General features: G+C 63.9%; 20 protein-coding genes. 8 read left to right on the plus strand and 12 right to left on the minus strand.

The window, feature by feature from the left end; translation table 11 throughout:
- The first annotated feature begins 66 nt into the window (after window positions 1-66).
- The 3 genes from phaZ to L981_RS28075 all read left to right on the plus strand — a co-directional run bounded on the left by phaZ (window position 67) and on the right by L981_RS28075 (window position 2770).
- Window positions 67-1341, plus strand: coding sequence for a polyhydroxyalkanoate depolymerase (phaZ, locus tag L981_RS28065; protein WP_043624289.1), 1275 nt, complete (start codon window positions 67-69; stop codon window positions 1339-1341).
- Between the two features lie 146 nt (window positions 1342-1487).
- Window positions 1488-1907, plus strand: coding sequence for a DUF2852 domain-containing protein (locus tag L981_RS28070; RefSeq protein ID WP_043624293.1), 420 nt, complete (start codon window positions 1488-1490; stop codon window positions 1905-1907).
- A gap of 110 nt (window positions 1908-2017) precedes the next feature.
- Window positions 2018-2770 carry a M48 family metallopeptidase gene (locus tag L981_RS28075; protein WP_043624295.1) on the plus strand — a complete coding sequence of 251 codons (753 nt, stop codon included), beginning with the start codon at window positions 2018-2020 and terminating at the stop codon, window positions 2768-2770.
- 25 nt (window positions 2771-2795) lie between these two features.
- On the opposite strand, the gene L981_RS28080 is transcribed toward L981_RS28075, so the two are convergent.
- Entirely contained in the window at window positions 2796-2990 is a 195-nt protein-coding gene (locus tag L981_RS28080) for a YqaE/Pmp3 family membrane protein (RefSeq protein WP_034801662.1), read from the minus strand.
- Window positions 2991-3146: 156 nt separating this feature from the next.
- Between L981_RS28080 and L981_RS28085 the strand changes: the two genes are divergently transcribed.
- From L981_RS28085 to L981_RS28105, 5 genes are all read left to right on the plus strand, one after another.
- On the plus strand, window positions 3147-3821 hold the full coding sequence (locus tag L981_RS28085) for a phosphoribosylanthranilate isomerase (protein WP_043624299.1): 675 nt from the start codon (window positions 3147-3149) through the stop codon (window positions 3819-3821).
- The gene (gene trpB / locus L981_RS28090) at window positions 3818-5038 is read left to right on the plus strand and encodes a tryptophan synthase subunit beta (RefSeq protein ID WP_043624305.1); all 1221 of its coding nucleotides are present in this window, start codon (window positions 3818-3820) and stop codon (window positions 5036-5038) included. Before L981_RS28085 ends, trpB begins: the two co-directional genes overlap by 4 nt.
- Window positions 5039-5042: 4 nt before the next feature.
- On the plus strand, window positions 5043-5882 hold the full coding sequence (trpA, locus tag L981_RS28095) for a tryptophan synthase subunit alpha (RefSeq protein WP_043624307.1): 840 nt from the start codon (window positions 5043-5045) through the stop codon (window positions 5880-5882).
- A gap of 50 nt (window positions 5883-5932) precedes the next feature.
- Window positions 5933-6847 carry an acetyl-CoA carboxylase, carboxyltransferase subunit beta gene (gene accD / locus L981_RS28100; RefSeq protein WP_043624309.1) on the plus strand — a complete coding sequence of 305 codons (915 nt, stop codon included), beginning with the start codon at window positions 5933-5935 and terminating at the stop codon, window positions 6845-6847.
- Window positions 6848-7001: 154 nt separating this feature from the next.
- Window positions 7002-8345 carry a folylpolyglutamate synthase/dihydrofolate synthase family protein gene (locus L981_RS28105; protein WP_043624311.1) on the plus strand — a complete coding sequence of 448 codons (1344 nt, stop codon included), beginning with the start codon at window positions 7002-7004 and terminating at the stop codon, window positions 8343-8345.
- A gap of 93 nt (window positions 8346-8438) precedes the next feature.
- Here L981_RS28105 and trxA read toward each other — a convergent pair whose 3' ends face one another.
- The 11 genes from trxA to L981_RS28160 form a co-directional block, all read right to left on the minus strand.
- Entirely contained in the window at window positions 8439-8762 is a 324-nt protein-coding gene (gene trxA, locus L981_RS28110; protein WP_034801674.1) for a thioredoxin, read from the minus strand.
- 86 nt (window positions 8763-8848) lie between these two features.
- Window positions 8849-12415 (minus strand): double-strand break repair helicase AddA, encoded by a 3567-nt coding sequence (gene addA, locus L981_RS28115; RefSeq protein WP_043624312.1) that lies wholly within the window; start codon window positions 12413-12415, stop codon window positions 8849-8851.
- Entirely contained in the window at window positions 12405-15587 is a 3183-nt protein-coding gene (gene addB, locus L981_RS28120; protein ID WP_245281730.1) for a double-strand break repair protein AddB, read from the minus strand. Before addB ends, addA begins: the two co-directional genes overlap by 11 nt.
- A gap of 2 nt (window positions 15588-15589) precedes the next feature.
- Window positions 15590-16321: a nucleotidyltransferase family protein gene (locus tag L981_RS28125; RefSeq protein WP_043624324.1), complete on the minus strand. Its 732-nt coding sequence runs from the start codon at window positions 16319-16321 to the stop codon at window positions 15590-15592.
- Between the two features lie 10 nt (window positions 16322-16331).
- Window positions 16332-17843, minus strand: coding sequence for a tRNA (adenosine(37)-N6)-threonylcarbamoyltransferase complex ATPase subunit type 1 TsaE (gene tsaE / locus L981_RS28130; protein WP_043624328.1), 1512 nt, complete (start codon window positions 17841-17843; stop codon window positions 16332-16334).
- Entirely contained in the window at window positions 17843-20323 is a 2481-nt protein-coding gene (locus tag L981_RS28135) for a PAS domain-containing sensor histidine kinase (RefSeq protein ID WP_043624331.1), read from the minus strand. The genes tsaE and L981_RS28135 overlap by 1 nt, the downstream gene beginning before the upstream one ends.
- 306 nt (window positions 20324-20629) lie before the next feature.
- Window positions 20630-22030 carry an adenosylhomocysteinase gene (gene ahcY / locus L981_RS28140; protein ID WP_034801698.1) on the minus strand — a complete coding sequence of 467 codons (1401 nt, stop codon included), beginning with the start codon at window positions 22028-22030 and terminating at the stop codon, window positions 20630-20632.
- A gap of 166 nt (window positions 22031-22196) precedes the next feature.
- Window positions 22197-22487 carry an HPr family phosphocarrier protein gene (locus tag L981_RS28145; protein WP_043624332.1) on the minus strand — a complete coding sequence of 97 codons (291 nt, stop codon included), beginning with the start codon at window positions 22485-22487 and terminating at the stop codon, window positions 22197-22199.
- A complete protein-coding gene (locus L981_RS28150) occupies window positions 22487-22888 on the minus strand; it encodes a PTS sugar transporter subunit IIA (protein ID WP_034801684.1) in 402 nt (133 codons plus the stop codon). The genes L981_RS28145 and L981_RS28150 overlap by 1 nt, the downstream gene beginning before the upstream one ends.
- Before the next feature lie 156 nt (window positions 22889-23044).
- The gene (locus tag L981_RS28155) at window positions 23045-23503 is read right to left on the minus strand and encodes an HPr kinase/phosphorylase (protein WP_043624333.1); all 459 of its coding nucleotides are present in this window, start codon (window positions 23501-23503) and stop codon (window positions 23045-23047) included.
- On the minus strand, window positions 23500-25143 hold a 1644-nt coding region (locus L981_RS28160; protein ID WP_043624344.1), incomplete at its 5' end, for a sensor histidine kinase. The genes L981_RS28160 and L981_RS28155, both read right to left, overlap by 4 nt.

Here is a 25143-nt window from a genome sequence, read left to right on the forward strand (position 1 = left end):
CAATCGCAAGCTTGCGTCCGACCGGGAGCGGCGTTGTCGTTGATTGAACCAAGGGGTACGCTTCCCATGTTCTACCAGCTCTATGAACTGAACCACGCAATGATGGCGCCGTGGCGCACGGCAGCCGACGCCATGCGGCTCGCGTTCAGCAATCCGATGAACCCCGTCTCGCACACCTATTTCGGTCGCGCCGCCGCAGCCGGTCTTGAAGTGTTCGAGCGCTCCACCCGCCGTTATGGCAAGCCCGAGTTCGGTCTTCCCGAGACGGTCGTCGATGGTCAATCGGCTTCGATTTACGAGCGCATCGTCTGGCGCGCGCCGTTCTGCAACCTCATTCATTTCGAGCGTGCCTTGCCCAAGGGCCGCGCGCCCGATCCGAAGGTGCTCATCGTCGCGCCGATGTCCGGCCACTATGCGACGCTGTTGCGCGGCACGGTGGAAGCCCTGCTGCCGCATTCCGACATCTATATCACCGATTGGATCGATGCCCGCATGGTGCCGCTCAGCGAAGGCACCTTCGATCTCGACGATTACATCGACTACGTCATCCAGATGCTGCATTTCCTCGGGCCTGACACCCATGTGATCGGCGTCTGTCAGCCCGCGGTGCCCGTGCTTGCTGCCGTCGCATTGATGGAAGCTGCCGATGATCCGCTGTCGCCGGCGACGATGACGCTGATGGGCGGACCGATCGACACCCGCATCAACCCGACAGGCGTTAACCAGCTCGCGGAAGAGCGTTCGATCGAATGGTTCCGTGACAATGTCATCATGCCGGTGCCGTGGCCGCAACCGGGTTTCATGCGCATGGTCTATCCGGGCTTCCTGCAGCTCTCCGGCTTCATGTCGATGAACCTCGACCGGCACCTGATCGCCCATAAGGAGTTCTTCGCCCACCTGGTGAAGAACGACGGTGACGCCGCCGAAAAGCACCGCGACTTCTACGACGAATATCTCGCGGTCATGGACCTGACGGCCGAATTCTACCTGCAGACGGTGCAGGTGGTGTTCATGCAGCATGCGCTTCCGAAGGGCGAGATGATGCATCGCGGCAAGCGCGTCGACACGACGGCGATCAAGAAGGTGGCGCTCCTGACGGTCGAAGGCGAGAACGACGATATCTCCGGTGTCGGTCAGACCCAGGCGGCGCAGACGATCTGCACCAACATCCCCGACCACATGCGCCTGCATTACATGCAGCCGGATGTCGGCCACTACGGCGTCTTCAACGGCTCGCGCTTCCGCCGCGAAATCGCGCCGCGCATCGTCGCTTTCCACCGCGAGCACGCGCGCCACGCAAAACCGGTGAAGCAGCTGATCAAGGGCGGCAAGTCGGCCTGATCTCGGCGGCACGGCCGTTTTGACTGCGTAGAGTCAAGGGTTTGTCCGATTCCGGGGGAGGGCGTCTTGCAGAGCCAAGAGCGCCTTCCCACATCGTTTTCATCGGGCCGCATGGGCGGCCCGGATGATTGCGAGGAATCCTGAAGATGAACCAATCTGCAATGATCCGTCCGGATTGGACGCCCGCGACCATCGCCCTGATGGTGCTTGGCTTCGTGGTCTTCTGGCCGCTCGGCCTGGCCATGCTCGCCTACATTCTCTTTGGCGAAAAGCTCAAGACGTTCAAGAAAGACGCAAACGATACGGTGGATGGCATGTGCTCGGCTTTCAAGCGCGGCGGCCGCCGTTCCAACTGGACGCATCGCACCGGTAACGTCGCCTTCGACGACTGGCGCGAAGCCGAACTTACCCGTCTCGACGAGGAACGCCGCAAGCTCGACGAGATGCGCGAAGAATTCGACAGCTATGCGCGCGAGCTTCGCCGCGCCAAGGACCAGGAAGAGTTCGACCGCTTCATGCGCGACCGCAAGAACGGCGGCTCGGGCCCGATTGTCGAAGCCCACTGACCTGACGAAACCGCTTCCGGCGTTTCACATGAAACGCCGGATCACTTTTGGCATGCACCCCAACCTGTGAACTGTAGGCGAAAGCCCCGCGAATCGGTTAGAAAGCCTGCATGTTCCCTTCTTTCAAGCGGCGCATTCATCCTGCACCACCCGCAACGACGCGGCAGATCGAGGTCGCCGGCAAGTCCCTGCCGCTGACGATCAAGCAGAACGCGCGCGCGACGCGCATGACGCTGCGCATCGAGCCGGGCGGCCGGGCCCTGAAGATGACCGTGCCGCAGGGACTCCCCGAGCGAGAGGTCAACGCCTTCCTGACACGACACCAGGGGTGGCTGATGACCAAGCTCGCCCGCTTCTCCGGCGAGAGCCAGATCGAGGAGGGCGGTTCCATCCTCATCCGCGGCATCGCCCACCGCATCGAGCGCACCGGAAAGATCCGCGGGCTCACGGAAGCGATCGTGATCGATGACGAACCGGTGCTGCGCGTCAGCGGCGGCGAGGAACACCTCAACCGGCGCATCGTCGATTTTCTGAAGAAGGAAGCCCGCCAGGATCTCGACCGGTTGGTGGCGATCTACACCGGCCGTATCGGCCGACGGGCAAAGTCGCTGTCGCTCAAGGACACGCGCAGCCGCTGGGGATCATGCTCGGCCGACGGGGCGTTGAGTTTCTCCTGGCGCATCGTCATGGCGCCGCCGAAGGTCATCGCCTATCTCGCGGCGCATGAAGTGGCGCATCTGCAGGAAATGAACCACGGCCCGAGCTTCTGGGCGCTCTGCGGCAGATTGTGCCCCGATACGGAGGACGCCAAGCGCTGGCTCCGCCGCAACGGCACGATGCTTCACGCGATCGACTTCGATTGAATCCTGGAGGGCGATGAGCGGCTCGTTATGCGCGGTGGCGCAGCGCTTCGCGGATCTTCTCGTCGGTCTTGTATTGGCTGAGGGCATAGACCGACCAGATCGCCGCCGGTACCCAGCCGATCAGCGTCAGTTGCAGGATCAGGCAAATGAGGCCGGCAAAGGGGCGGCCGATGGTAAAAAACTGCAGCCAAGGCAGGATAAGCGCGAGCAACAGGCGCATCAGTCTCTCCGTTGTGGTAAAATGCATATGGTAAAAGCGCGCCTGCCGCGCAAGGGGCGCACACCCGGCGAAGGACGGGTGCAGGGGTGCTGAGTGACCGCTTTTGCGTCGGTTTTTGGCTCGACTCGCGCGGCATTTCATGCAAGGTCGCTTCTCATGAAAACCCAAGTGAAGATATGCGGGCTGAAGACCGCGGAAGCGGCGGAGCGTGCTGTCGCGCTCGGCGCATCCCATGTCGGCTTCATCTTTTTCCCGAAGAGCCCCAGGAACATCGAGCCTGACGATGCCGGCCGCATCGCGGACAGGATTCGCGGCCAGGCGAAGATCGTCGCCGTCACGGTGAATGCCGACAATGACGAGCTCGACGAAATCGTTTCGGCGCTCAACCCGGATATCCTGCAGCTTCATGGCAGCGAGGACGCGGATCGACTGCTGACGGTCAAGGCAATCTATGGCCTTCCCGTCATGAAGGCCTTTTCGGTGCGCGAAGCATCGGACCTCCAAAAGATCGATGCCTATATCGGCATCGCCGATCGCTTCCTCTTCGATGCCAAGCCGCCAAAAGGGTCCGAATTGCCCGGTGGCAACGGCGTTTCCTTTGACTGGAAGCTACTCGATGCGCTTGACGGAAGCGTCGATTACATGCTTTCCGGTGGTCTTAACGCCGACAACATTGGCGAGGCCATGGCGCAGACCAGCGCGCGTGCCATCGATATCTCCTCCGGCGTCGAGAGCGCGCCGGGCGTCAAGGATCTGAAGCTCATGGAATCGTTTTTCAATGCCGTTCGCCAGGCGGAGGCGGGCATGCCACGGTCAGGGAGCAGGACGTGAACCAGGCGCCAAAGTTGAATTCCTTCCGGGGTGGCCCGGACGAGGACGGCCGTTTCGGTATCTTCGGCGGCCGCTTCGTGGCCGAAACTCTGATGCCGCTGATCCTCGATCTCCAGAACGAGTGGGATAACGCGAAGAACGACCCGGCCTTCAAGGCGGAGCTGGAGCATCTCGGCGCGCATTATATCGGGCGCCCGAGCCCGCTCTACTTCGCTGAACGGCTGACGGCCGAGCTTGGTGGCGCCAAGATCTACTTCAAGCGCGAAGAGCTGAACCACACCGGTTCCCACAAGATCAACAATTGCATCGGCCAGATCCTGCTCGCCAAGCGCATGGGCAAGACGCGCATCATCGCTGAGACCGGCGCCGGTCAGCATGGCGTGGCTTCGGCAACCGTCGCCGCCCGCTTCGGCCTGCCCTGCGTCGTCTACATGGGCGCGACCGACGTCGAGCGCCAGGCGCCGAACGTTTTCCGCATGAAGCTCCTGGGCGCCGAGGTAAAGCCGGTAACCGCCGGCAGCGGCACGCTCAAGGATGCCATGAACGAGGCGCTGCGTGACTGGGTCACCAATGTCGACAACACCTACTACCTGATCGGCACGGCTGCCGGCCCGCATCCCTATCCGGAGATGGTCCGCGATTTCCAGGCCGTCATCGGCCAGGAAGCCAAGGAGCAGATGCTCGCTGCCGAAGGCCGGCTGCCGGATCTCGTCATTGCCGCCGTTGGCGGTGGCTCCAACGCGATCGGCATCTTCCATCCGTTCCTCGATGACGAGAGCGTCAAGATCGTCGGCGTCGAAGCCGGCGGCAAGGGCATCGAGGGCGACGAGCATTGCGCCTCGATCACCGCCGGTTCGCCCGGCGTGCTGCACGGCAACCGCACCTATCTGCTGCAGGACGGCGACGGTCAGATCAAGGAAGGCCATTCGATTTCGGCCGGCCTCGATTATCCCGGTATCGGTCCGGAGCATGCCTGGCTCAACGATGTCGGCCGCGTCGAATACGTGCCGATCATGGACCACGAAGCGCTCGAAGCCTTCAAGACGCTGACCCGTCTCGAAGGCATCATCCCGGCGCTCGAGCCGTCGCATGCGCTTGCCGAGGTGATCAAGCGCGCGCCGAAGATGGGCAAGGACGAGATCATCCTGATGAACCTCTCCGGCCGTGGCGACAAGGACATCTTCACCGTCGGCAAGTTACTGGGAATGGGGCAGTAAGATCATGACCGCACGCATGGACAAGCGATTTGCCGATGTCGCGGCCGAAGGACGTCCGGTCCTCGTCACCTATTTCATGGGCGGCGATCCGGATTTCGAGACGTCGGTCTCGATCATGAAGGCGCTGCCGAAGGCCGGCGCCGACGTCATCGAACTCGGCATGCCGTTCTCTGACCCGATGGCCGACGGCCCGGCTATCCAGTTGGCTGGCCAGCGCTCGCTGAAAGGCGGCCAGACGCTTGAAAAGACGCTCGAAATCGCCCGCCGCTTCCGCGAGGACGACGAGCGCACGCCGATCGTGCTGATGGGCTATTACAACCCGATCTATATCTACGGCGTCGATCGCTTCCTGACGGATGCGCTTGTCGCCGGGATCGACGGCCTGATCGTCGTCGACCTGCCGCCGGAAATGGACGACGAGCTCTGCATCCCGGCGCTGGAAAAGGGCATCAACTTCATTCGCCTGGCGACGCCGACCACGGACGACCGTCGCCTGCCGAAGGTGCTCGAAAACACCTCCGGTTTCGTCTACTACGTGTCGATGAACGGCATCACCGGATCGGCTCTGCCCGATCCGTCGTTGATCGGTGGCGCCGTCGGGCGTATCAAGGCACACACCAATCTGCCCGTTTGCGTCGGTTTCGGCGTCAAGACGGCGGAACATGCAAGGGCCATCGGAGCATCTGCCGATGGTGTGGTCGTCGGTACGGCGATCGTCAACCAGATCGCGTCGAGCCTGACCGAAGAGGGCAAGGCGACCGATGCGACGGTTCCGGGTGTCGAAGCGCTGGTGAGAGGGCTCTCGGCAGGCGTGCGGTCCGCACGTCTCGCAGCAGCCGAATAATTGCCTATATTAGCGCGCACAACCCGAAGGAAATCTTCAGGAGTTACTAAGTGAACTGGATCACAAACTACGTTCGGCCGAAGATCAACTCGATGCTGGGCCGCCGGGAAGTTCCGGAAAATCTCTGGATCAAGTGCCCGGAAACCGGCGAGATGGTGTTCCACCGCGATCTCGAGGAAAACAAGTGGGTCATCCCGCAGTCCGGCTTCCACATGAAGATGCCGGCCAAGGCGCGGTTGAAGGACCTCTTCGACGGCGGCATTTTTGAAGCGTTTCCGCAGCCGAAGGTTGCCCAGGATCCGCTGAAGTTCCGCGATTCCAAGAAGTACTCGGACCGTCTGCGCGACAGCCGTGCCAAGACCGAACTCGAAGACACGATCGTTGCCGGTCTCGGCCGCGTCCAGGGCGTCAAGCTCGTCGCCGTCGTGCACGAGTTCAACTTCATCGGTGGCTCGCTCGGCATGGCTGCCGGTGAGGCGATCATCAAGGCCTTCGAACGGGCAATTTCCGAGAAGTGCCCGCTGGTCATCTTCCCGGCCTCGGGCGGCGCCCGCATGCAGGAAGGCATCCTGTCGCTAATGCAGCTGCCGCGCACCACGGTTGCCGTCAACATGCTGAAGGAAGCCGGCCTTCCCTATATCGTCGTGCTCACCAATCCGACCACCGGTGGCGTTACCGCATCCTACGCGATGCTCGGCGACATCCACATGGCCGAGCCGGGCGCGGAAATCGGCTTTGCCGGCAAGCGCGTGATCGAGCAGACGCTGCGCGAGAAGCTGCCGGAAGGTTTCCAGACGTCGGAATACCTGCTGGAGCATGGCATGGTCGACATGGTCGTCAAGCGCCATGATCTGCCGTCGACGCTCGCCCGGGTCCTGAAGATCCTGATGAAGAAGCCGGCGGAAGCCTCGAAGCTCAACGGCGGCACGCAGCCGGCCGCCCTGCCGGTCGCTGCCAGCGCCTGAAGCGCTGCGTCGGCTGAACTGTATAGAACAAAATGATGCATCTCCGCGATTTCTTGTGTGCGGAGATGCTGCAACTCAGGGCGTTACAGCGATCGGTAGACGGCCTATAGGGCGCGCGCTGTAGCAGCCGAGCGTGTCGGGGCGGGGTTAAGAGATGGCAGCGGTGGAAGCCAGCGAAGCGGGCTATGAGATCGAAAAACTTCTCGCCCTTCACCCCAAGGGCTTCGACCTGTCGCTGGACAGGATCACCCGGCTTCTCGCAGCACTCGGCAATCCGCAGGACCGCCTGCCGCCGGTGATCCATGTCGCCGGTACCAACGGCAAGGGCTCGGCAACCGCTTTTTCTCGGGCGATCCTGGAAGCGGCCGGCCTCAGTGTTCACGTTCATACCTCGCCGCATCTCGTCAACTGGCACGAGCGCTATCGCCTGGGCGTCAAGGGCGGCAAGGGGAAGCTCGTCAGCGATCCCGTTCTCGCCGATGCCGTGCGTCGCGTTGCTGAAGCCAATGGCGGCGAGAAGATCACCGTCTTCGAAATCCTGACCGCCGTTACCTTCGTGCTCTTTGCCGAGCATCCGGCCGATGTCGCGATCATCGAGGTCGGCCTTGGCGGCCGTTTCGACGCGACCAATGTCATTGCCCGTCCGGCCGTCTCGGTCGTCATGCCGATCTCGCTCGACCATCAGGCCTATCTCGGCGATCGGGTGGAGCTGATTGCCGCCGAAAAGGCCGGCATCATGAAGCGTGGTTGCCCTGTGGTGATCGGCCAGCAGGAGGAAGAGGCGGCCCGGGATGTGCTGGTCTCGACCGCCGAGCGTCTCGGCTGCCCGATGTTCGTCTATGGCCAGGATTTCATGGCGCATGAGGAATTCGGCCGCCTCGTCTATCAGGACGAAGGCGGGCTCGCCGACCTGCCGCTGCCGAAGCTGCCGGGCCGCCACCAGTATGCCAATGCCGCAGCGGCGATCCGCGCGGTACGGGCCGCCGGTTTCGATGTGTCAGAAGCGGCGATCGAGCGTGGTCTTGCGGGTGTCGAATGGCCCGGACGCCTGCAGCGGCTGACCAGCGGCAAACTCACGCATTACGGTCCGGTTGGCGCGGAAATCTGGGTCGATGGCGGCCACAATCCCGGTGCCGGCCAGGTGATCGCCGAGGCGATGGCGACCTTCGAGGAGCGCGAATCGCGACCCTTGTTCCTGATCATCGGCATGATCAACACCAAGGAGCCGATCGGCTACTTCCGCGCTTTCCTCGATCTCGCCGAACAGGTCTTCACCGTTCCGATCCGCGGCTCCGATGCTGGGCTTGATCCGGTGGCGCTTGCCAGTGACGCCGCATCGGTCGGCTTTGAGGCCTCCGCGGTCTCGTCCGTCGCCGAGGCGCTGACGATCATCTCCAATCTGGTCGACGAGGACCCGGCACCGCCGCGCATCCTGATCGGCGGCTCGCTCTATCTGGTGGGTGACGTGCTTGCTGACAACGGCACGCCGCCGAAGTGATCAAGATCTGGCTCAGACAGCCTGCTTCCAGATTGAAGACAAGAAAAAAGCCCGGCATGCCGGGCTTTTGATATTCTCAGCGGTGAATCCGCCTTATGCGACCGCCGTGGAGATCCACGAGGACAGAGCCGTCTTCGGAGCGGCGCCAACCTTGATGTCGGCCACTTCGCCGGCCTTGAACATGGCGAGCGTCGGGATCGAGCGAACGCCGTACTGGGCGGCCAGTTCCGGGTTTTCGTCGATGTTGAGCTTGGCAACCTTGACCTTGCCGGCGAGTTCGTTCGAGATTTCCTCGAGGCTCGGCGCGATCATCTTGCACGGGCCGCACCATTCAGCCCAGAAATCGACAACCACCGGCTCGGCGGAGTTCAGCACTTCCTGCTGAAAATTGGACGTATCGACCTTTACAGTAGCCATAGGCTGCTCCTTGCGTTCGGAATGTCAGTATCCAGATGTTGTGTCTCATGTGAGAAGGCACCGCTGGATTTTCAATATCGGGTATCTCACTTTGTCGCGAGGTCTTCAAGGCTCCTGTCGAGCGCTTGATCGGGAACGACGTGGATTGCCGGCCCCTCGGTGAAGATCAGCACGCATCGAAACGCATGCGCCGGATAAAGCGGCTGCAGGAGGGCGCGGTAGATTGCAAGCTGCGCCGTGTAGGCGAAGGGAATGTCGCCAGGCGATGCCGGCACCTGCCGATTGGTCTTGAAGTCGGCAATCGTCACGACGCCGTCGCCGACGGCCAGCCGGTCGATCCGGCCGGAAACCGCGTGCTCGCGCTTGCCGAGCGTCAGCGTGCCCATGACCGAAACCTCGGCCCGGCTGCTCGCCGAGAACACTGCGCCGAGATCCGGATGGGCGAGCACCGTTTCGATGCTGGCGATCAGTGCGGCGCGCTGTGCCGGCGGCCAGCTGGGCACGGATCGTTCGAGATAGCGTTCGGCCGCGGCCCGGCGGTCGTCTTCCGCCATCGAGGGCAGAACCTGCAGCAGGCGGTGCAGGATGGCGCCCCGCAGCATTGAGAGATTTGCCGGCGCCTTTTCCGAGAAAAGAGCCGAGCCGACGAGCGCATCGCCGTCATCCTCGTCGACCGCAATGCCGACGCCGGAAGGGGTGAGCGGGCGCGGCAGCCGCTTTTGCGGCGGCAACGGCGTCGAAAGCGCCTTCGGCAGCGTGGTTGCGGCGCGGCCGGAATCGGCCGAGCGCGCATCGCCGGAGGGCAGATCGCGCGCGAGCTGTTTGTCGCGCCAGGCATGGCCGGACCATTCCTCGCCGCCGGCATGGAAGCTGGTCGGGTGGCCGCGACCGCTTTCATCTCCGGCAAGGCTCGCCTGAACCATGGCATGCCATGTATCGGCAACGGCCCTCTGGCCGCGATAACCGCATACGATCAGGCGGTCGGCGGCGCGGGTCATGCCGACATAGAGCAGGCGACGATATTCCTCCTCGGCCAGCGTCTTCAGCCGCTCGCCGTCGGCGCTGATGAGCGAGTTCGATTCTGCGCCCGGCGCGCGCCACACCGGAAGCGGCAGGACGGTGCCATCCCTCTGGGCGAGTTCCAGAAAGCGGAGAGAGGGCACATGCTGGTTGCTGAACGCCGCCCCGCCACCATCGGCGAGGAAGACGACCGGCGCTTCCAGGCCCTTGGCTGCGTGCACCGTCATGATCCGGACTTCGTCGCGTTCCTTGTCCTGCTCGCGCTTGACCGTCGGTGCTTCCATTTCCAGCGTCGAGACGAAGGCTTGCAGGCCGGGCAGGCCGCTCCGCTCCTGGTCGAGCGCGAAGGTGAGGAACTCGTCGAGAATGTCGCTGACCTCGGTGCCGAGGCGCGCGAGAAAGGCGGCGCGGCCGCCATGCACGCCGAGGACGCGGGCGTAAAAATCATGCGGCGCCAGTTGGTTGGCGAGCGCCATGTAGGATTTCAGCGTTCGCGCCGTCTGGTGAAACAGGATGCCGTCATCGGCTTCGTGCTGCAGCCGCTGCCAGAGGCTTTCGCCCTCGCCGCGCCGGGCCGCGAGTTCGAACAGCGCGTCCTCGCCGAGGTTGAACAGCGGGCTCTTCATCAGCGCGGCCAGCGACAGGTCGTCCTGCGGCAAAAGCACGAACCGCCCGAGGGCGAGCAGGTCCTGCACGGCAATATGCTTGGTGAGCACCAACCGGTCGGCGCCGGCGACGGGGATGTTGTTACGGCGCTTGAGCGCTCTCGTCAGCGCGTTGACAAAGGCGTCGCGTTTGCGAACCAGCACGATGACGTCGCCCGGACGCATCGGCCGGCGAACACCCTTCTCGACGATCGTCTCCTTGCCGATCCAGCTTTCCAGCGTGGCCGCGATCCGCCGGGCGAGGATATTGACCGGCGCGCTCTCCGGTGTCGCGTCGAAGGCGGCGGTCCATTCCTCGTCCGTATCCACCGGTTCGGCGGCGATCACGTCCCAGATGTCAACGGCGCCGGGATGGCCGATGCGGTTCGAAGCATGCACCACCGGCTCGCTGCGGGCGCTGAGGCCTCGCGCATGCGCCGGATTGGCAAAGACGGCGTCGACGGCCGAAAGCACGTCGACGGTCGAGCGGAAGGAGAGCTGCAGGCGGATGGGCTCGAAAGCCTTGCCGCCGTCGCGCACCCTGCGTTCGGTCTCCTGGCTCTCGCGCGAAAACCGCTCCGGACGCGCACCCTGGAACGAGTAGATCGACTGTTTCTCGTCACCGACGGCAAACATCGTACGGGCCGCACCGCGTGCGCTCTCGCCCGAGAAGAAATCGGAAGCCAGCGCCTGGATGATCGTCCACTGCGCCGGGCTGGTGTCCTGCGCTTCGTCGACGAGGATATGGTCGATGCCCTGATCGAGCTTGTAGTGCACCCAGGCGCTGACATCGCCGCGGGCAAAGAGCGCTGCCGTCCGGTTGATCAGGTCCTCGAAGTCGAGCTGGCTGCGCCGCCGCTTCAGTTCCTCATAGTCGGCATTCAGGCGCTCGGCGAGCGTCAGCGCCGCCAGCGTCGCCTCGAACATGCGGAGGATGCTGATGTGATCGATGCAGGCGACGACATGGCGGTAGGCCTCGTCCACGAGGTCGATGAGATCGGGGGCTGCCTGCTGCATCGCCTTGTTGAGGAAGGCGGATTGCGCCCGCGGCTTGCCGGTGCCGGTGAAGAACAGATGACGCAGGCCGTCATAGCGCGCGCCGAGGTCCGTCATCTTCGAAACGGTCCGCAGTCCCTCCGCGAAGTCGAGTACCTTCGTGCCGCCGACGCTGGCGGCGAGCGAGAAGTACCGTTCGAGCGCCGCGCCGTTCAGACCCGCCAAGGGCCAGATCGTCGCCATGGCGCTGTCGACGCTTTCCCCCGGGACTAGCTTCAGCGCCCGGCGTAGCTCGGCCTCGGTACCGCCGAGCCCGTCGGCGTGTTCGAGGAAAGCCTGGATCGCGGTTCGGTTTCCGACGATTGCGGCCAGCAGTTTTTCCAGGCCCGTGTCGTCAGCGATGTCGAGCACGGTGGCAAAGGCGTGGGCAAGCGCCGGATCGTCCTTGGCGGCGGTCGCGGTCAGCAGCAGCCGGCGCGCATCGGCCAGCAGAACCGCAGCCGCGCGATCGTCGAGAACCGAGAAATGGCCGGCGACATTGGCCTCCAGCGGGAACTGGTGCAGCAGCGCCTCGCAAAAGGCGTGGATCGTCTGGATCTTCAGGCCGCCCGGGGTCTCCAGCGCGCGTGCGAACAGGCGGCGCGCCTCCTGCAGCTTCAAACGCCCAGGCCGTTCGCCCTCGATCGCCTCGATCCGCTTTTCCAGCGTCGCGTCGTCGAGCGTTACCCATTCGGCCAGCCGTTCGAAGACGCGGTTCGACATTTCGGACGCCGCCGCCTTGGTATAGGTGAGGCAGAGGATCGCCGAGGGGCGGCAGCCGGCGAGCAGCAGCCGGATCACCCGCTGGGTCAGCACATGGGTCTTGCCGGAGCCGGCATTGGCCGACACCCAGGCGGAGCGGTCCGGGTCCGAGGCCAGCGACTGCCGACGCGAGGTCCAGTCGAGCCAGCCCTGAGGCGTCGCCTGCTCGGGGCCGAGGCTGTCATCCCTCATCGCCATCCTCCTCTTCGCTGTCGGCCGTCGACCATTCGGCTACGCGCGCCAAATGGTCGTATTCGCCGCCGTAGTCGCGCTCTTTCTGAACAATCACGCGCGAGGCAAAGCCATGTTTTCCGGAAAGCAGCGCAGCCAGTAGCTTCCGGAGTTCGGCAAGCGACTCGTCCGCAAGCTGATCGGCCGACTTCGTCTCCTTCGACTTGCTGCCTTCGTTGTTGACCGCTTCCGATTTGAAGCGCGCGCCGGGCTTGAGCCGGACATAGAGCAGTGACTGCGGGTGGCTGGGCGGCATGTCCTTGAAGGCGCCGGCCTTGAGTGCGGCCGCTTCCAGCGCCAGCTGCGGGTCGAGCAGCACGCGCGCTTCCTTGGTCGATGGGCTGGAGCCGGTCTTGTAGTCGATGATTTCGACGCTGCCGTCGGTCAGCGTGTCGAGCCGGTCTGCAATGCCGGTCAGCCGCATGTCGGCGACGCCGAGCTCCATCGATGCCGCGACTTCGGTGCGCGATCGGCGGATGAAGCGTGCGCGTTCGCGCTCCCATTTGATGAAGGCCAAACCGACGGCCGCGAAGCGTGGACGCCAGATCGTGTCGATATGGGTGGGCAGTCGCGCCTCGTTAAAAGCCTCGTTCAGCAGCCGGTGCATGACGTCTTCGGCCGACGGCGACATCGGATCGACGCCGGAGCGCACGAAACGCTCGACGATCTGGTGGTAGAGCGTGCCGCGCTCGGCCGGACCGGGGTCGCTGTTGAATGGCAGCAGCGGGTGCAGCCGAAGAATGCGTCGCGCATAGATCGCATAGGGGTCGCGCCGCAGCCGCGACACTTCGCTGAAGGAGTATTTGCGCGGCTGCAGGTCTGCCGGCGGCTTGGGGGCGGGGCGCTCGGCCAGCGGCTGGCGGCCGCCATCGTCAAGCATGCGGGCCCAGGCAAGATAGTCGGCGCCATTGGCTTGCAGCACTTGCGTCAGCCGCTCGCCGCCGAGCGCCAGCAGCCGCTGCAGCCAGCGCGAGGCGACGGTCGGTGCTGCGCCCTGGCGCATCGAGCGGGTGAAGATCAGCCGCCGTGTGCCGCAGGCCATCTGGAAGTCGTGCGCGAGCTGGCCGATGCGTCGTTCCGGCGGCTCGAGACCGATGCCGGTCTTCATGGTGCGTGACAGGAAGGGATCGTTGGCGGTCTGGCCCGGCCAGTTGCCTTCGTTCAGGCCGCCGAGAACCACCAGGTCCATGCTCTGCAGGCGCGATTCCAGCGCGCCGAAGATGAACACCCGCGGATGGCGCATGGAGCGCGGTTTGACCGAGGCGCTGGCCGACAGTGCCTCGACGACATCGCACCATTGCGGCCCGTCCGCAGTCATCTGGCCGTCGGTTTCGATGATGCCGCGAAGGAGGGTTGCGAGCGTATCGGCGGCCTCGCCGGACCAGAGCCCACCGAGGTCGCCGCGCTCATCGGCGCAGGCTGCTTCCAGGGCCTCGCCGGTGCGCATCGCCCAGTCGGCAAAGCTGAACTCGTCCGAGAACACGCGGCTTCCGTCCCGGCTGCGCGTCAGCGCGGAAGCAAGCGGTGCGACCGCGAGACTGATCTTCGCCGCAACGTCGCGGGCGGCCTGAATCGCGTCATCACCGATGCCGATGCGCCATTCCGGCGGGTGGCGATCGGCCTTGTGCTGGACGATCGCCACGTCGAGCACAGCTTCGAGGGCCAGCAGATCGACTGTCGCGGTGCTGCCGCGCAGTGCCATGCGTTCCAGTGCGTCGGCGCCTTCGCGCATCCTGTCGCGGGTAAGCCCGAAGCGGGCCAGCGGATGCTTGAGCAACGCGACGAACGGCACGGGATCGCCGGGGCGCAGGCAGGCTTCCAGCAGCAGCCGCAGCAGGCTGCCTTGCGGCGTCGCGACGAGAGGCGTGCCGGCGGAATCGTCGGCCTCGATGCCGAAGCGGGCAAGCTCGGCGCCGACCCGCCGTGCGAGATTGCGGTCCGGGGTGATCAGCGCCGCCTGGCTCTCGTCGCTGCCTTCGAGCGCGAGCCGCAAGGCGACCGCGATCGCCGCCGCTTCCTCGCGCTCGTTGGCGGTTTCGATGAGCGCTGCATCCTCGAAGGCCCTCTGCAGCAACGCCGGATCCAGTTCGCTACGCATCTCGGTCCAGGCATTGGTCGCCTTGGCGGGCAGAAGTGCGTGCGACAGGATCTCGGCGCGGACGTCGAGGTCGGTCTCGGCGCTGGCCAAGGTGATTACGTCGGGCCGCAGAACGGCCATGCGCTTTAGCAGCCGGTAGAAGCCGTATTGCGGGTGGCTGCGGCTTGCCGGGTCCGGCCTGCCGTCAAGGGCGGCGTCGGCGGCGATCATGTCCCATTCGGCCTCGCTCATCGTCTGGTCGAGGCCAGGCAGTACGATCGTGCCATTGGGCAGCTTCTGCACGGCGGCAATAAGTGCTGCCGTTGCGGGAATGGAGCCGGTCGAGCCGGCAATGATGATCGGTCCCTCGATCTTGCCGCCGGCGATGCGCTGCGTCTCGGCCTGCAGGATGGCGTTGCGGTGGCGCGCGGGCGAAGATTGTTTCAGCTCCTCGAGCCGCTCCGGCCAGTAGCTACGGGCGATCTTCAGGAATTCGAGCGTCAGCTGCCACCAGAGCGCGTGTTCGCCGGCATCGAGTTTGTCGAGCTTGTCCCAGTTGAGCTCTTCCGTCTCCATCGCATCGACGAGGTCGGCAAGGTTGCGCGCAAGCCAGATCGCATCGGCCGGGCTTGCCGGCGCAATCAGCGGGCTCTCCGCATGAATGTCGAGCACCACCTTCGGCAGCCGGTTGCGCCAGGCGAGGATCAGCCGGCCAAGCTCGATCAGGCGTGCGGTGCCGGGAAGGGGCGGAGCCAGATCGAGGATCGCCGGCACCTCGGCATCGAAGAAGCCGCTGTCGTCTTCGGTCTCGCCGAGCGCCTTGATGGTGGGCAGGATGGTGGAGCGGCCGCCGAGCAGGTCGACGAACTCGGACCGGAGTACACGGGCCGAGCGCCGCGTCGGCACGAAGATCGTCACGCCCGCGAGCGGCAGGGGATCGGCCGGGTCGTAGCGGAAGTCGGGGGTCAGGCTACCGTCACAAAGCTTTTCGGCGAGCGTCTTCAGGAAGGGGAGACCCGGCGGGATCGTGAAGACGTTGGACCCGCGGCCACGCACGCTCATCCCTCCGGCCGGTGGCGGCGGATCGCCGCCTCCGCTTCGCCGATCGCCTCGGGTGTTCCGACCGTCATCCAGTGACCGTCGAGCAGCAGGCCGTAAAGACGGCCCTCTTCGGCGGCGCGATCGAAATAGATGTTGAGATTGAAGGCGTCGTCGGGCGCGTCGGCAAAGAGCCGGGAATGAAGCGCGATTGCGCCGGCATAGACGACCGGGTTTGGCAGGCCTTCGGCGTAACGCGTGAGCTTGCCGTCGTCACCCAGCGAGAAATCCCGCTTGCCGTTGTGTCCGGTCGTATCCTCGTCGCGCACGCACAGGAGCAGCATATCCATGCGCGCCGCGTCGAAGGCGGCGGCGAGGCGCGTCAGGTTGCTCGGCTTGCCCTTGGGCTCGCCGACCCAGAAGAGGTCGGCATTCATCACCAGAACCGGACCTTCCGGCAGCAGTTTCAGCCCCTTGGCGAGGCCGCCGCCGGAATTCATCAGTGCCTCGCGCTCGTCCGAGATCACGATCTCCGGGGCACTGCGTTGGCTGAGATGGCCTTCCATCTGGTCGGCGAAATGGTGAACGTTGACCGCGGCTGTGCTGACACCGGCCTCCACCAGGAGGTCCAGGACGTAGTCGATCATCGGCTTGCCGGCGATCTCGACGAGCGGCTTCGGCATGGTGTTGGTGATCGGACGAAGACGGGTGCCGAGGCCCGCGGCGAGCACCATCGCATTGCTGATCGACATTGATTCTCTGTCAGTTCGCTGATTCGGAAACGAGGATTCCGGTCTTCATACACCAGTCGTGCAAGGGTTTCAGCGATTCATGTGAAAGCGCCGCCTGAAGATAGGCGAAAGTGCGCGGCATGTGTTTCATGTAGCCGGGCTTGCCGTCGCGCTGCATCAGCCGCACCCAGATGCCGACGAGTTTGCAGTTGCGCTGTGCCGACATCAGGTGCCAGTCGCGCAGGAACGTTGCCTCGTCGAAGCTGCCGCTGGGGCGCCGTTCGGCGAGATAGGTCTCCATCATCCGGCTTGCGAGCGAAGGCGCGATGGTGACGCGGGCATCCTGCACCAGGGACGCGACATCATAGGCGGTCGGGCCGATCATTGCGTCCTGGAAGTCGATGAGACCGATCCGGTCCAGGCCTTCGCGGTCGCCACGCCAAATGATGTTCGGAGAGTGGAAATCGCGCAGCAGCAGGTTCGTTTCGGATGTCTGCAGGAGGTCGATCAGGCCGTCCCAGATCTCTCCGTATTCGCGCTTCTCGTCGTCGCTTGCCGGCGCGCCGCGTTTCCAGGACAGATACCAGTCGGTCAGGAGCCGTGTCTCGATCTTCATCGCCGTCCGGTCGAAGTCCGGAATGCGGTGGATCACAGTCGGCTCGACGCTGATCTCGGCCTCGGACCGTTCCGCGTGCAGGCGGGCAAGCAGCCGTGCGCTCTCGATGTAGCGTTCGTCGATCGGTTCTCCGTTCGCATCGAGAACGCCTCCCGAGCCGAGGTCTTCGATCAGGAGGATGCCCTCATCGAGATTGCGGGCGTAGATTTCAGGCGCCGCAAAGCCGCGGGCAATGAGCATCTGGTCGACGGCGACGAAGGGAACGACATCCTCGGCGATGTGCGCCAGCTGCTGATAGTACTTTCCGTCCTGAAGGATCGGGCCCGGCTTGTGCCGCGGCGAATCCATCAGAATCCGGCTAACGGAACCGTCCGCCGGGTAAATGCGCTCATAGGCCCGGATCGAGGCGTCGCCGCTCAGGTGCCGGCGCCGCGCTTTCGAATGTCCGTTCGTATCGAGAAACGCGCGGATCGCCAGCGTTCGGGCGATGCGCTGCAGCGTGTCGTCAGGCGCCGAAATTTCGACGCGTCGCCCGTCCTTCTCGTGGGTGATAGACAGGGTGATGCGGCTTGAGGGCAGGGCGTCGTCCGCCCGTTCCGGCCACTCGACCAGGCAGATGCCTTGCGAAAGGGCTTCATCGAAGCCGAGTTCGTCGAGTTCGCTGGAATCGGCCAGCCGGTAAAGGTCGAAATGCGCGACGGGAATGCGCAGGTCGTAGCTCTGCACCAGCGTGAAGGTTGGGCTCGGCACTTCCAGGCTGTCGTCATCGGCGACGGCTCTGAGAAACGCGCGTGCCAAAGTGGATTTGCCGGCGCCGAGATCGCCCGAAAGGGCGACGCAGTCGCCAGGTTTCAGGGCGAGCGCCAGGTCTTCACCGAGCTCGATCGTTGCCGCCTCGTCCGCAAGATGGCGTTCGATCGCCGGCATTATTCGGCCGCGACGGTTGAGGGCACGTCGGCCGAGGGAATGCGGCAGGTCACTTCGGTGCCTTCGCCTTCCTTGCTGCGGATCGCGACAGTGCCGTGATGCAGGCTGACGAAGCTCTCGACGATCGAAAGCCCGAGCCCGGCGCCGCCCCGTTGGCCGTGGCTTTCAAAGCGGTTGAAGACGGTGTCGAGCACGTCCTGCGGAATGCCGGGGCCGCTGTCGGAGACCGAGAAGATGAAGTCGCTGCCCTCGCGGCGGCATGCCAGTTCGATGACGCTGCCATCGGGCGCGAAGTTCGCGGCATTGGTGAGCAGCTTGACGAAGATCTGCTTCAGGCGCTGCTGATCGGCGACCATCCGGCCGAGATTGTCGGGTGCTGCGATCCGGAGCGTGACGCCACTCTCGATCAGCCGGTCGGCCATCTGATGGGCGATGTCGTCGAGGAAGTCGGTGAGGCTGATGTCGGAGAGGTCGAGCTGGACGATACCGGCATCGACGGTCGCAAGATCGAGGATGTCGTTGACGATCGTCAGAAGCAGCGACGAGGAGGTGGCGATGTGGTCGACATATTCGGCCTGGCGCTCGTTGAGGTCGCCGAAGGCAGGCGTCTTCAAGAGATCGGCGAAACCGATGATGTTGGTAAGCGGCGAGCGCAGTTCATAGGAAACGTGATGGACGAAGTCGTTCTTCAACGCGTCCGCCTTGCGCAGCGCCTCGTTCTTTTCGGTGAGCGCGCGCTCGACCCGGACGCTGTCTGTGATGTTGACGAAGGTCAGCATCGTCTGGGCATTCGGCAGCGGAATGACGGCGTAGTCGAGGATCAGCCCGGTTCGAAGTTCGAGGATGCCGCGGCTGGAGGGACGTTCGTCGTCGAAACTGGTGATGATGTGGGTGAAGCGCTTCCATCCGTCCGGCCGGTCGTACGAGAGAAGGCAAGCCTGCTCGATCGCCCGGATGTGGGTGTCAGGCTTGGCTTCCGCTTCGCTGATGCCCCAGATCGCCCGGAAGGCCGGGTTGGACAAGCGGATGCGGCCGTCAGGCCCGAACACCGCCACGCCTTCGGCGAGATGGTCGATGGTTTCGCCCTGGACCTGGACGAGCGTGTTGTAGCGCGTTTCGAGATCGACCTTCTCGGTCAGGTTCTCAAACACCCAGGTAACGCCACCCTGCGGACGGGCGGTGGCAAAGACGCGCAGCGTCTGTCCATTCGGCAGGTGCCAGAGATCGCTCTGCGTATCGAGCGCCTGGTAGACCGACAGCGCGTTCGCCTTCCACTGTTTCCAGTTGAGCTGTTCCGGCAGCTGGCCGCCGGCGCGCAGCCGATCGAGCACTTCGCCATTGTCCGGCTTGCGCTCCAGGAAGCCGATATCGAGGTTCCACAGGCGCTGGAAGGCCTGGTTGTAGAACTGCAGACGCTGGTTGCCGTCGAAGATCGCGACGGGCGTCGCCAGATGGTCGAGCGTTTCCGCATGGCTCTTGAGCGTGCGGTTGAGCTCTTCGCGCACGGCCTCGATGCCTGAGATATCGACTGCGATACCGGCCGAACCGGCAGCGCTGCGGGCATCGACGACGTCGAAGAAGGTGCGGTTGCCGCGCACGACAGTCGAGACCTTGTCGTGGAAAGGCGTATCGAAGGTCGAGACCGACCGGATTTTTTCGCGCGCGACGGTCGCAAGCAGCTCGCGCTTCTCCGCGACGGCGGTGGCGACATCGGGCGCCTCGACGGCGTCGGCATAGGCTTCGTTGACCCAGACGAGCGCGCCGTCGGTGCCGCGCTGCCAGACGGGCAGGTCGATCGCGTCGAGGAGCGTATGAAAGGAGCGAAGCGCGGCATTGAGCCGATCGTGTTCGAGCTTCAGTTCGGCAAGCTCCGCCCGCATGTTGTTGAGCGCGATGAAGCGCACGAAGGCGCGGCCGCCGGAAACGCGTCCCTGGGCCTCAAGCACTTCGTTGCGCTGCGTCTCGATGACGAGATCGAAGCTGCGGGCCTGGGTGCGCAGCGCCTCGATCGATTTTTCCAGCTCGCCGGCGGACTGCGCCTTGACCCAGCGGCCGAAGGCCAGGAAGTCGCGATCGTCGGAAGGCGCGCCGGTTTCCGCCGGCAGCTGGCCGAGCAGTTCGGCGCGTTCAAGCAGTCCGTCCCAGATGACGATCCGGCGGTTCTTGTCGGCGACCAGTGCCTGGTAGCGCGAGAGGCGCTGGTTGGCGTCGGAAAGGTCGGACCTAAGCTCGCGGTTTTCGGCCTCGATGTTGCCGCGCTGGCGGATCAGCCAGATCGCCGAGATCATCGCGGCGGAAATGACGCCGATCAGCACGGAAAAGGTGACGACCTCCGACGAGCCGAAGATGCCGGCCTTTTGCGGGACAACCTGAGCCAGTGCGTCGGTGGCGGTGAAAAGCGTGGTGCCGGCCAAAAGGCGGCGCAGGAATTTCGGACCCTTGCGGCGGATGGCCGGAAAATCTGTCTGGTCTTTGTTCATGGCGCTGCCATCCCCGTCTGTCCGAAGGGTGCTGCCGGCCTTGCTGCGCCTTGCACAGTTCCACCGGGGCCCTGTTCAAGGGTCCGCGTCAGTTCCGCTTGCATCCCCGGTCTGTCTCCGTCTGTTTGCCGCTAATTCGACAAGACATCCCATCCGCGATGCCCAAGGTCCGCACCGGCATCACGAATCAATGGGTTAGAGCATACTTCCTAGTCGAATCGTCGGGAAGGGAGAGGCCCAAAAAAGCGGCCGCGCTCTCTTGTCAAGAACGCGGCCACAAGATGTTGTGGATTGCCCGGGTAACGATTAGTACCGGTAGTGCTCAGCCTTGAACGGGCCCTGCGTCTTCACGCCGATGTAGTCGGCCTGTTCTTCGGAAAGTTCCGAGAGCTTGGCGCCGAGCTTCTTGAGGTGCAGGCGAGCGACCTTCTCGTCGAGCGCCTTCGGCAGGACGTAGACTTCGTTCTTGTACTTCTCACCCTTGGTGAAGAGCTCGATCTGAGCCAGGACCTGGTTGGAGAACGAGGCCGACATCACGAAGGACGGGTGACCGGTGGCGTTGCCGAGGTTGAGCAGACGACCTTCCGACAGAAGGATCATGCGGTTGCCCTTCGGGAACTCGATCATGTCGACCTGCGGCTTGATGTTCGTCCACTTGAGGTTACGCAGAGCCGAGACCTGGATCTCGTTGTCGAAGTGGCCGATGTTGCCGACGATCGCCATGTCCTTCATCTCGCGCATGTGGTCCATGCGGATGACGTCCTTGTTGCCGGTCGTCGTGATGAAGATGTCGGCCGAAGAAACGACGTCTTCGAGCTGAACGACTTCGAAACCGTCCATGGCAGCCTGCAGGGCGCAGATCGGGTCGATTTCCGTGACTTTGACGCGGGCGCCGGCGCCCGAGAGCGAGGCAGCCGAACCCTTGCCGACGTCGCCGTAACCGCAGACAACGGCGACCTTGCCGGCCATCATCACGTCGGTGCCGCGACGGATACCGTCAACCAGCGATTCCTTGCAGCCGTACTTGTTGTCGAACTTCGACTTGGTGACGCTGTCGTTGACGTTGATCGCCGGGAACGGCAGCAGGCCCTTGGCCTGGAGCTGATACAGACGGTTGACGCCGGTGGTGGTTTCTTCGGTCACGCCCTTGATCGCGTCGCGCTGCTTGGTGAACCAGCCCGGCGAAGCGGCAAGGCGCTTCTTGATCTGTGCGACGAGGATTTCTTCTTCTTCCGAACCCGGGTTCGAAAGCACGTCCTCGCCGGCTTCGGCGCGGGCGCCGAGCAGGATGTACATGGTGGCGTCGCCGCCATCATCGAGGATCATGTTGGAAACGCCGCCGTCGGCCCACTGGAAGATCTTGTCCGTGTAGGTCCAGTATTCTTCGAGCGTTTCACCCTTGACGGCGAAGACCGGAACGCCGCTGGCGGCGATTGCGGCTGCGGCATGATCCTGGGTCGAGAAGATGTTGCAGGAAGCCCAGCGCACGTCGGCGCCCAGGGCAACCAGCGTCTCGATGAGGACGGCGGTCTGGATGGTCATGTGCAGCGAGCCGGTGATGCGCGCGCCCTTCAGCGGCTTCGAAGCGCCGAACTCTTCGCGGCAGGCCATCAGGCCCGGCATTTCCGTTTCGGCGATCGCAATTTCCTTGCGTCCGAAATCGGCGAGTCCGATGTCGGCGACAATGTAGTCCTGAGTGGTGGTCATGGAGTTCTCCGGGCTGATCTCTTCAAGCCGCGCGGCCTTGGCCATCTCCGCGGCGCGATTATGCCTCCCACGCCTATACGACGCGGTGAGAGTGCGACCGATCTATCAGGATTCAGGGTGAAGAGCAACCGTGATATAAAGAAGTCTTTATATCTTTATATTGCTGTCAGATTTCTTCGCCGAACTTGTCGGCGACCAGAGCGTCGAGCGCATTCAGCGCCTCTTCGGCCTGCGCGCCGCTGGCGGTCACGCAAACGCTGCAGCCGGTGCTGGCGGCCAGCATCATCAGCCCCATGATCGAGGTTCCGCCAACGGTCATGCCGTCTTTCGAGACGGTGATCTCGGCGTCATAGGCCTCGACCGTCTGCACGAACTTTGCTGACGCCCGCGCATGCAGGCCTCGCTTGTTGATGATCAGCAGTTCGCGCGTCAGCGACATGTCGGGGCGGTGATCCATTATTTGCCACTCAGGACGCGGCTGGCGACGTTGATGTACTTCCGCCCGGCCTCCGAGGCCTCGACCAGTGCCTTGTCCATGTCGCTCTCGCCGCGCACGCCGGCGAGTTTGATCAGCATCGGCAGGTTGACGCCGGCGATCACTTCGACGGTGCCGCTGCGCATCACCGAGATGGCGAGGTTGGAGGGGGTCCCGCCGAACATGTCGGTGAGGATGATGACACCGTTGCCTTCGTCGACATTGGTGACCGCGTCGAGGATATCCTGCCGACGCTGGTCCATGTCGTCCTCGGGGCCGATGCAGACGGTCTCTATAGCTTTTTGCGGACCGACAACATGCTCAAGCGCATGTCGAAATTCCTCAGCCAGCTTGCCATGGGTGACAAGCACAAGTCCGATCATGGGTATCTTCGCTCCAACTGCACACGCAATTCACTGATGGCCAGATATCGCAATGCAGCAATTTCGTCCACCTGTTGGGGAGGGCATCTTGGCAAGGAAAAGGGGAAGTGCAAGCCAAAAAAGCCGAAAAACCGGTCGCGCTGACGGTAAATCGGGCTAGAAACCTATTTTTTCAGCGATGAGCGCCTGCAAAATATTGAGAACCTGTGCGCCATCTTCAACGGGAACGCGAACAATCGGCAATGCTCGCCCGAGTGGCAGGGGCAATGTCTCGTCATCAGGCGGCAGGCGCGGGTCGAATGGGGCGCTGACGGGCAGCAAGGCCCAGTCCATCACCGCGCTGGGCACGGTTTCGATCGTGCCGATGCCGGCACCGCGGATTTCGATGAGGCCGTGAATGGAGGGCGGGCAGCGCGCGACGATCCGGTCGTGTTCGAGCGCAAGATCCACCCGGTCATCGGCGACCAGCGCTGCAAAATGTCCGGCCTGTCGGGCGGTCGTGATGCATGCGAGCGCCAGTCTGGATTTGCCGGAGCCGGACGGGCCGGTGATCAGGAAGCCGCGCGTCCCGAGCACGATTGCAGTGCCGTGGACATTGGCGCGGGCTGTTTTCACGCGTGCGGCTCGGCGGGAAGGGACAGGATGAAGCGGGCGCCCGTGATACGGCCATCCGGTCCGGCGATGTTCTCGGCCTTGAGCGTGCCGCCATGGGCTTCGGCGATCTGCCTGGAGATCGACAGGCCGAGGCCGGAATTCTGGCCAAAGTCCTCGCCTTCCGGACGGTCGGTATAGAAGCGCTCGAAAATGCGGTCGATGTCTTCGGCCTGGATGCCGGGACCATTGTCCTCGATATAGACGAGGCAGCGTGAGCGCGAGCGCGTCAGGCGCACGACGATCCGCCCGCCGTCCTCAGGCACGAAGGAACGGGCGTTTTCGATCAGGTTGGTAATGATCTGGCCGATGCGCAGGTCGTAGCCGCTGACGGCAAAACGCGCCTTCGGGCTGTCCTTGCGGTCGATGACGAAATCGAGCAGCACCGACTTCTTCTTGCTGCGGACCTGGCGCGAGATATCGACGAGGTCGCCGAGAAGTTTTTCCAGATCGATCGTCTTGGCGTCGCTGCGGGCAAGTTCCGCGTCGAGACGCGAGGCGTCGGAGATGTCGCTGATCAGGCGGTCGAGGCGCCGGACGTCGTGCTGGATGACATCCATCAGCCGTTTCTTCGATTCATCGGTCCGCGCCAAAGGCAGTGTCTCGACGGCGCTGCGCAGCGAGGTGAGGGGGTTTTTCAGCTCGTGGCTGACGTCTGCGGCAAAGTTCTCGATCGCGGCGATCCGGTCGTAGAGCGCGGTGGTCATTTCGCGCAGCGCGACCGAAAGGTTGCCGATCTCGTCCTGGCGCGAGGAGAAGTCGGGAATTTCCTCGCGCTCCTTGGCGCCGCCGCGGCGCACCCGCACCGCTGCTGCCGCGAGCCTGCGCAGCGGATTGGCGATTGTCGAGGACAAGAGCAGCGACAGGATGATGTTGACGAGGGCGGCGACGCCGAAGACGCGGATGATGGCGAGGCGCTCGGCCTGCACGATCTTGTCGATGTCGCCGGCCTGGGTTGAAAGCAGGAGCACGCCGAGAACGGCACGGAAGCGCTGGACGGGAACCGCCACCGAAACGATGAGTTCGCCCTTTTCGGTGACGCGCTCGACATAGCCGCGCACGCCGGTCAGCGCATTGGTGACCTCGGGATAAATCGCGCCGTTGCCCCCCGGCGGTTCCTTGTAGAGCGGCAGGTTGCCCGGCTGCAAAAGCTTGTTCAGCCAGCTGTTGAGCTTTTCGCCGATGCCCGTCGATTCCGGCTCGATCGGCGGCAGGTCGAAGCGCAGCACCTGGCCGCCGCTATAGAGATGGCGCGAATCGAGCAAGAGGTCGGCGTCCGCGTCGAACAGGCGGGCGCGGGTGCGCGTCGGCGAGATCAGCCGGCGCAGAACCGGCGCGACACGTTCCTGGATGATCGGGAAGTCGAGATCCTCGTCGCTCGGCAGCGGCGTGATGCTCTGGCCGGCCTGCAGTTCCAGCAGTTTTTCGGGATCGATGGTGATCGAATTGGTATCGACGGAAGCGGAAGCCGAGATCGCGCCGGCAATGATTTCGCCCTGGGTCAAAAGGCTTTCGACGCGTGCATCGATCAGTCCCTCGCGGAACTGGTTGAGGTACATGATGCCGCCGACCAGAACGACGAGCGCCACCAGGTTGAAGAAGAC

The organism is Ensifer sp. ZNC0028, assembly GCF_000799055.1.
In the GTDB taxonomy this organism is placed as follows: domain Bacteria; phylum Pseudomonadota; class Alphaproteobacteria; order Rhizobiales; family Rhizobiaceae; genus Ensifer.

Bases quoted from the DNA above. Each gene is read 5' to 3' on its own strand.
- L981_RS28080 (WP_034801662.1), bottom strand. From the start codon at position 2,990: ATGCGCCTGTTGCTCGCGCTTATCCTGCCTTGGCTGCAGTTTTTTACC.
- phaZ (WP_043624289.1), top strand. From the start codon at position 67: ATGTTCTACCAGCTCTATGAACTGAACCACGCAATGATGGCGCCGTGG.
- ahcY (WP_034801698.1), bottom strand. From the start codon at position 22,030: ATGACCACCACTCAGGACTACATTGTCGCCGACATCGGACTCGCCGAT.
- L981_RS28085 (WP_043624299.1), top strand. From the start codon at position 3,147: ATGAAAACCCAAGTGAAGATATGCGGGCTGAAGACCGCGGAAGCGGCG.
- L981_RS28125 (WP_043624324.1), bottom strand. From the start codon at position 16,321: ATGTCGATCAGCAATGCGATGGTGCTCGCCGCGGGCCTCGGCACCCGT.
- L981_RS28075 (WP_043624295.1), top strand. From the start codon at position 2,018: ATGTTCCCTTCTTTCAAGCGGCGCATTCATCCTGCACCACCCGCAACG.
- L981_RS28145 (WP_043624332.1), bottom strand. From the start codon at position 22,487: ATGGATCACCGCCCCGACATGTCGCTGACGCGCGAACTGCTGATCATC.
- L981_RS28135 (WP_043624331.1), bottom strand. From the start codon at position 20,323: ATGAACAAAGACCAGACAGATTTTCCGGCCATCCGCCGCAAGGGTCCG.
- tsaE (WP_043624328.1), bottom strand. From the start codon at position 17,843: ATGCCGGCGATCGAACGCCATCTTGCGGACGAGGCGGCAACGATCGAG.
- addA (WP_043624312.1), bottom strand. From the start codon at position 12,415: ATGAGGGATGACAGCCTCGGCCCCGAGCAGGCGACGCCTCAGGGCTGG.
- L981_RS28150 (WP_034801684.1), bottom strand. From the start codon at position 22,888: ATGATCGGACTTGTGCTTGTCACCCATGGCAAGCTGGCTGAGGAATTT.
- L981_RS28105 (WP_043624311.1), top strand. From the start codon at position 7,002: ATGGCAGCGGTGGAAGCCAGCGAAGCGGGCTATGAGATCGAAAAACTT.
- trpA (WP_043624307.1), top strand. From the start codon at position 5,043: ATGACCGCACGCATGGACAAGCGATTTGCCGATGTCGCGGCCGAAGGA.
- L981_RS28070 (WP_043624293.1), top strand. From the start codon at position 1,488: ATGAACCAATCTGCAATGATCCGTCCGGATTGGACGCCCGCGACCATC.
- trxA (WP_034801674.1), bottom strand. From the start codon at position 8,762: ATGGCTACTGTAAAGGTCGATACGTCCAATTTTCAGCAGGAAGTGCTG.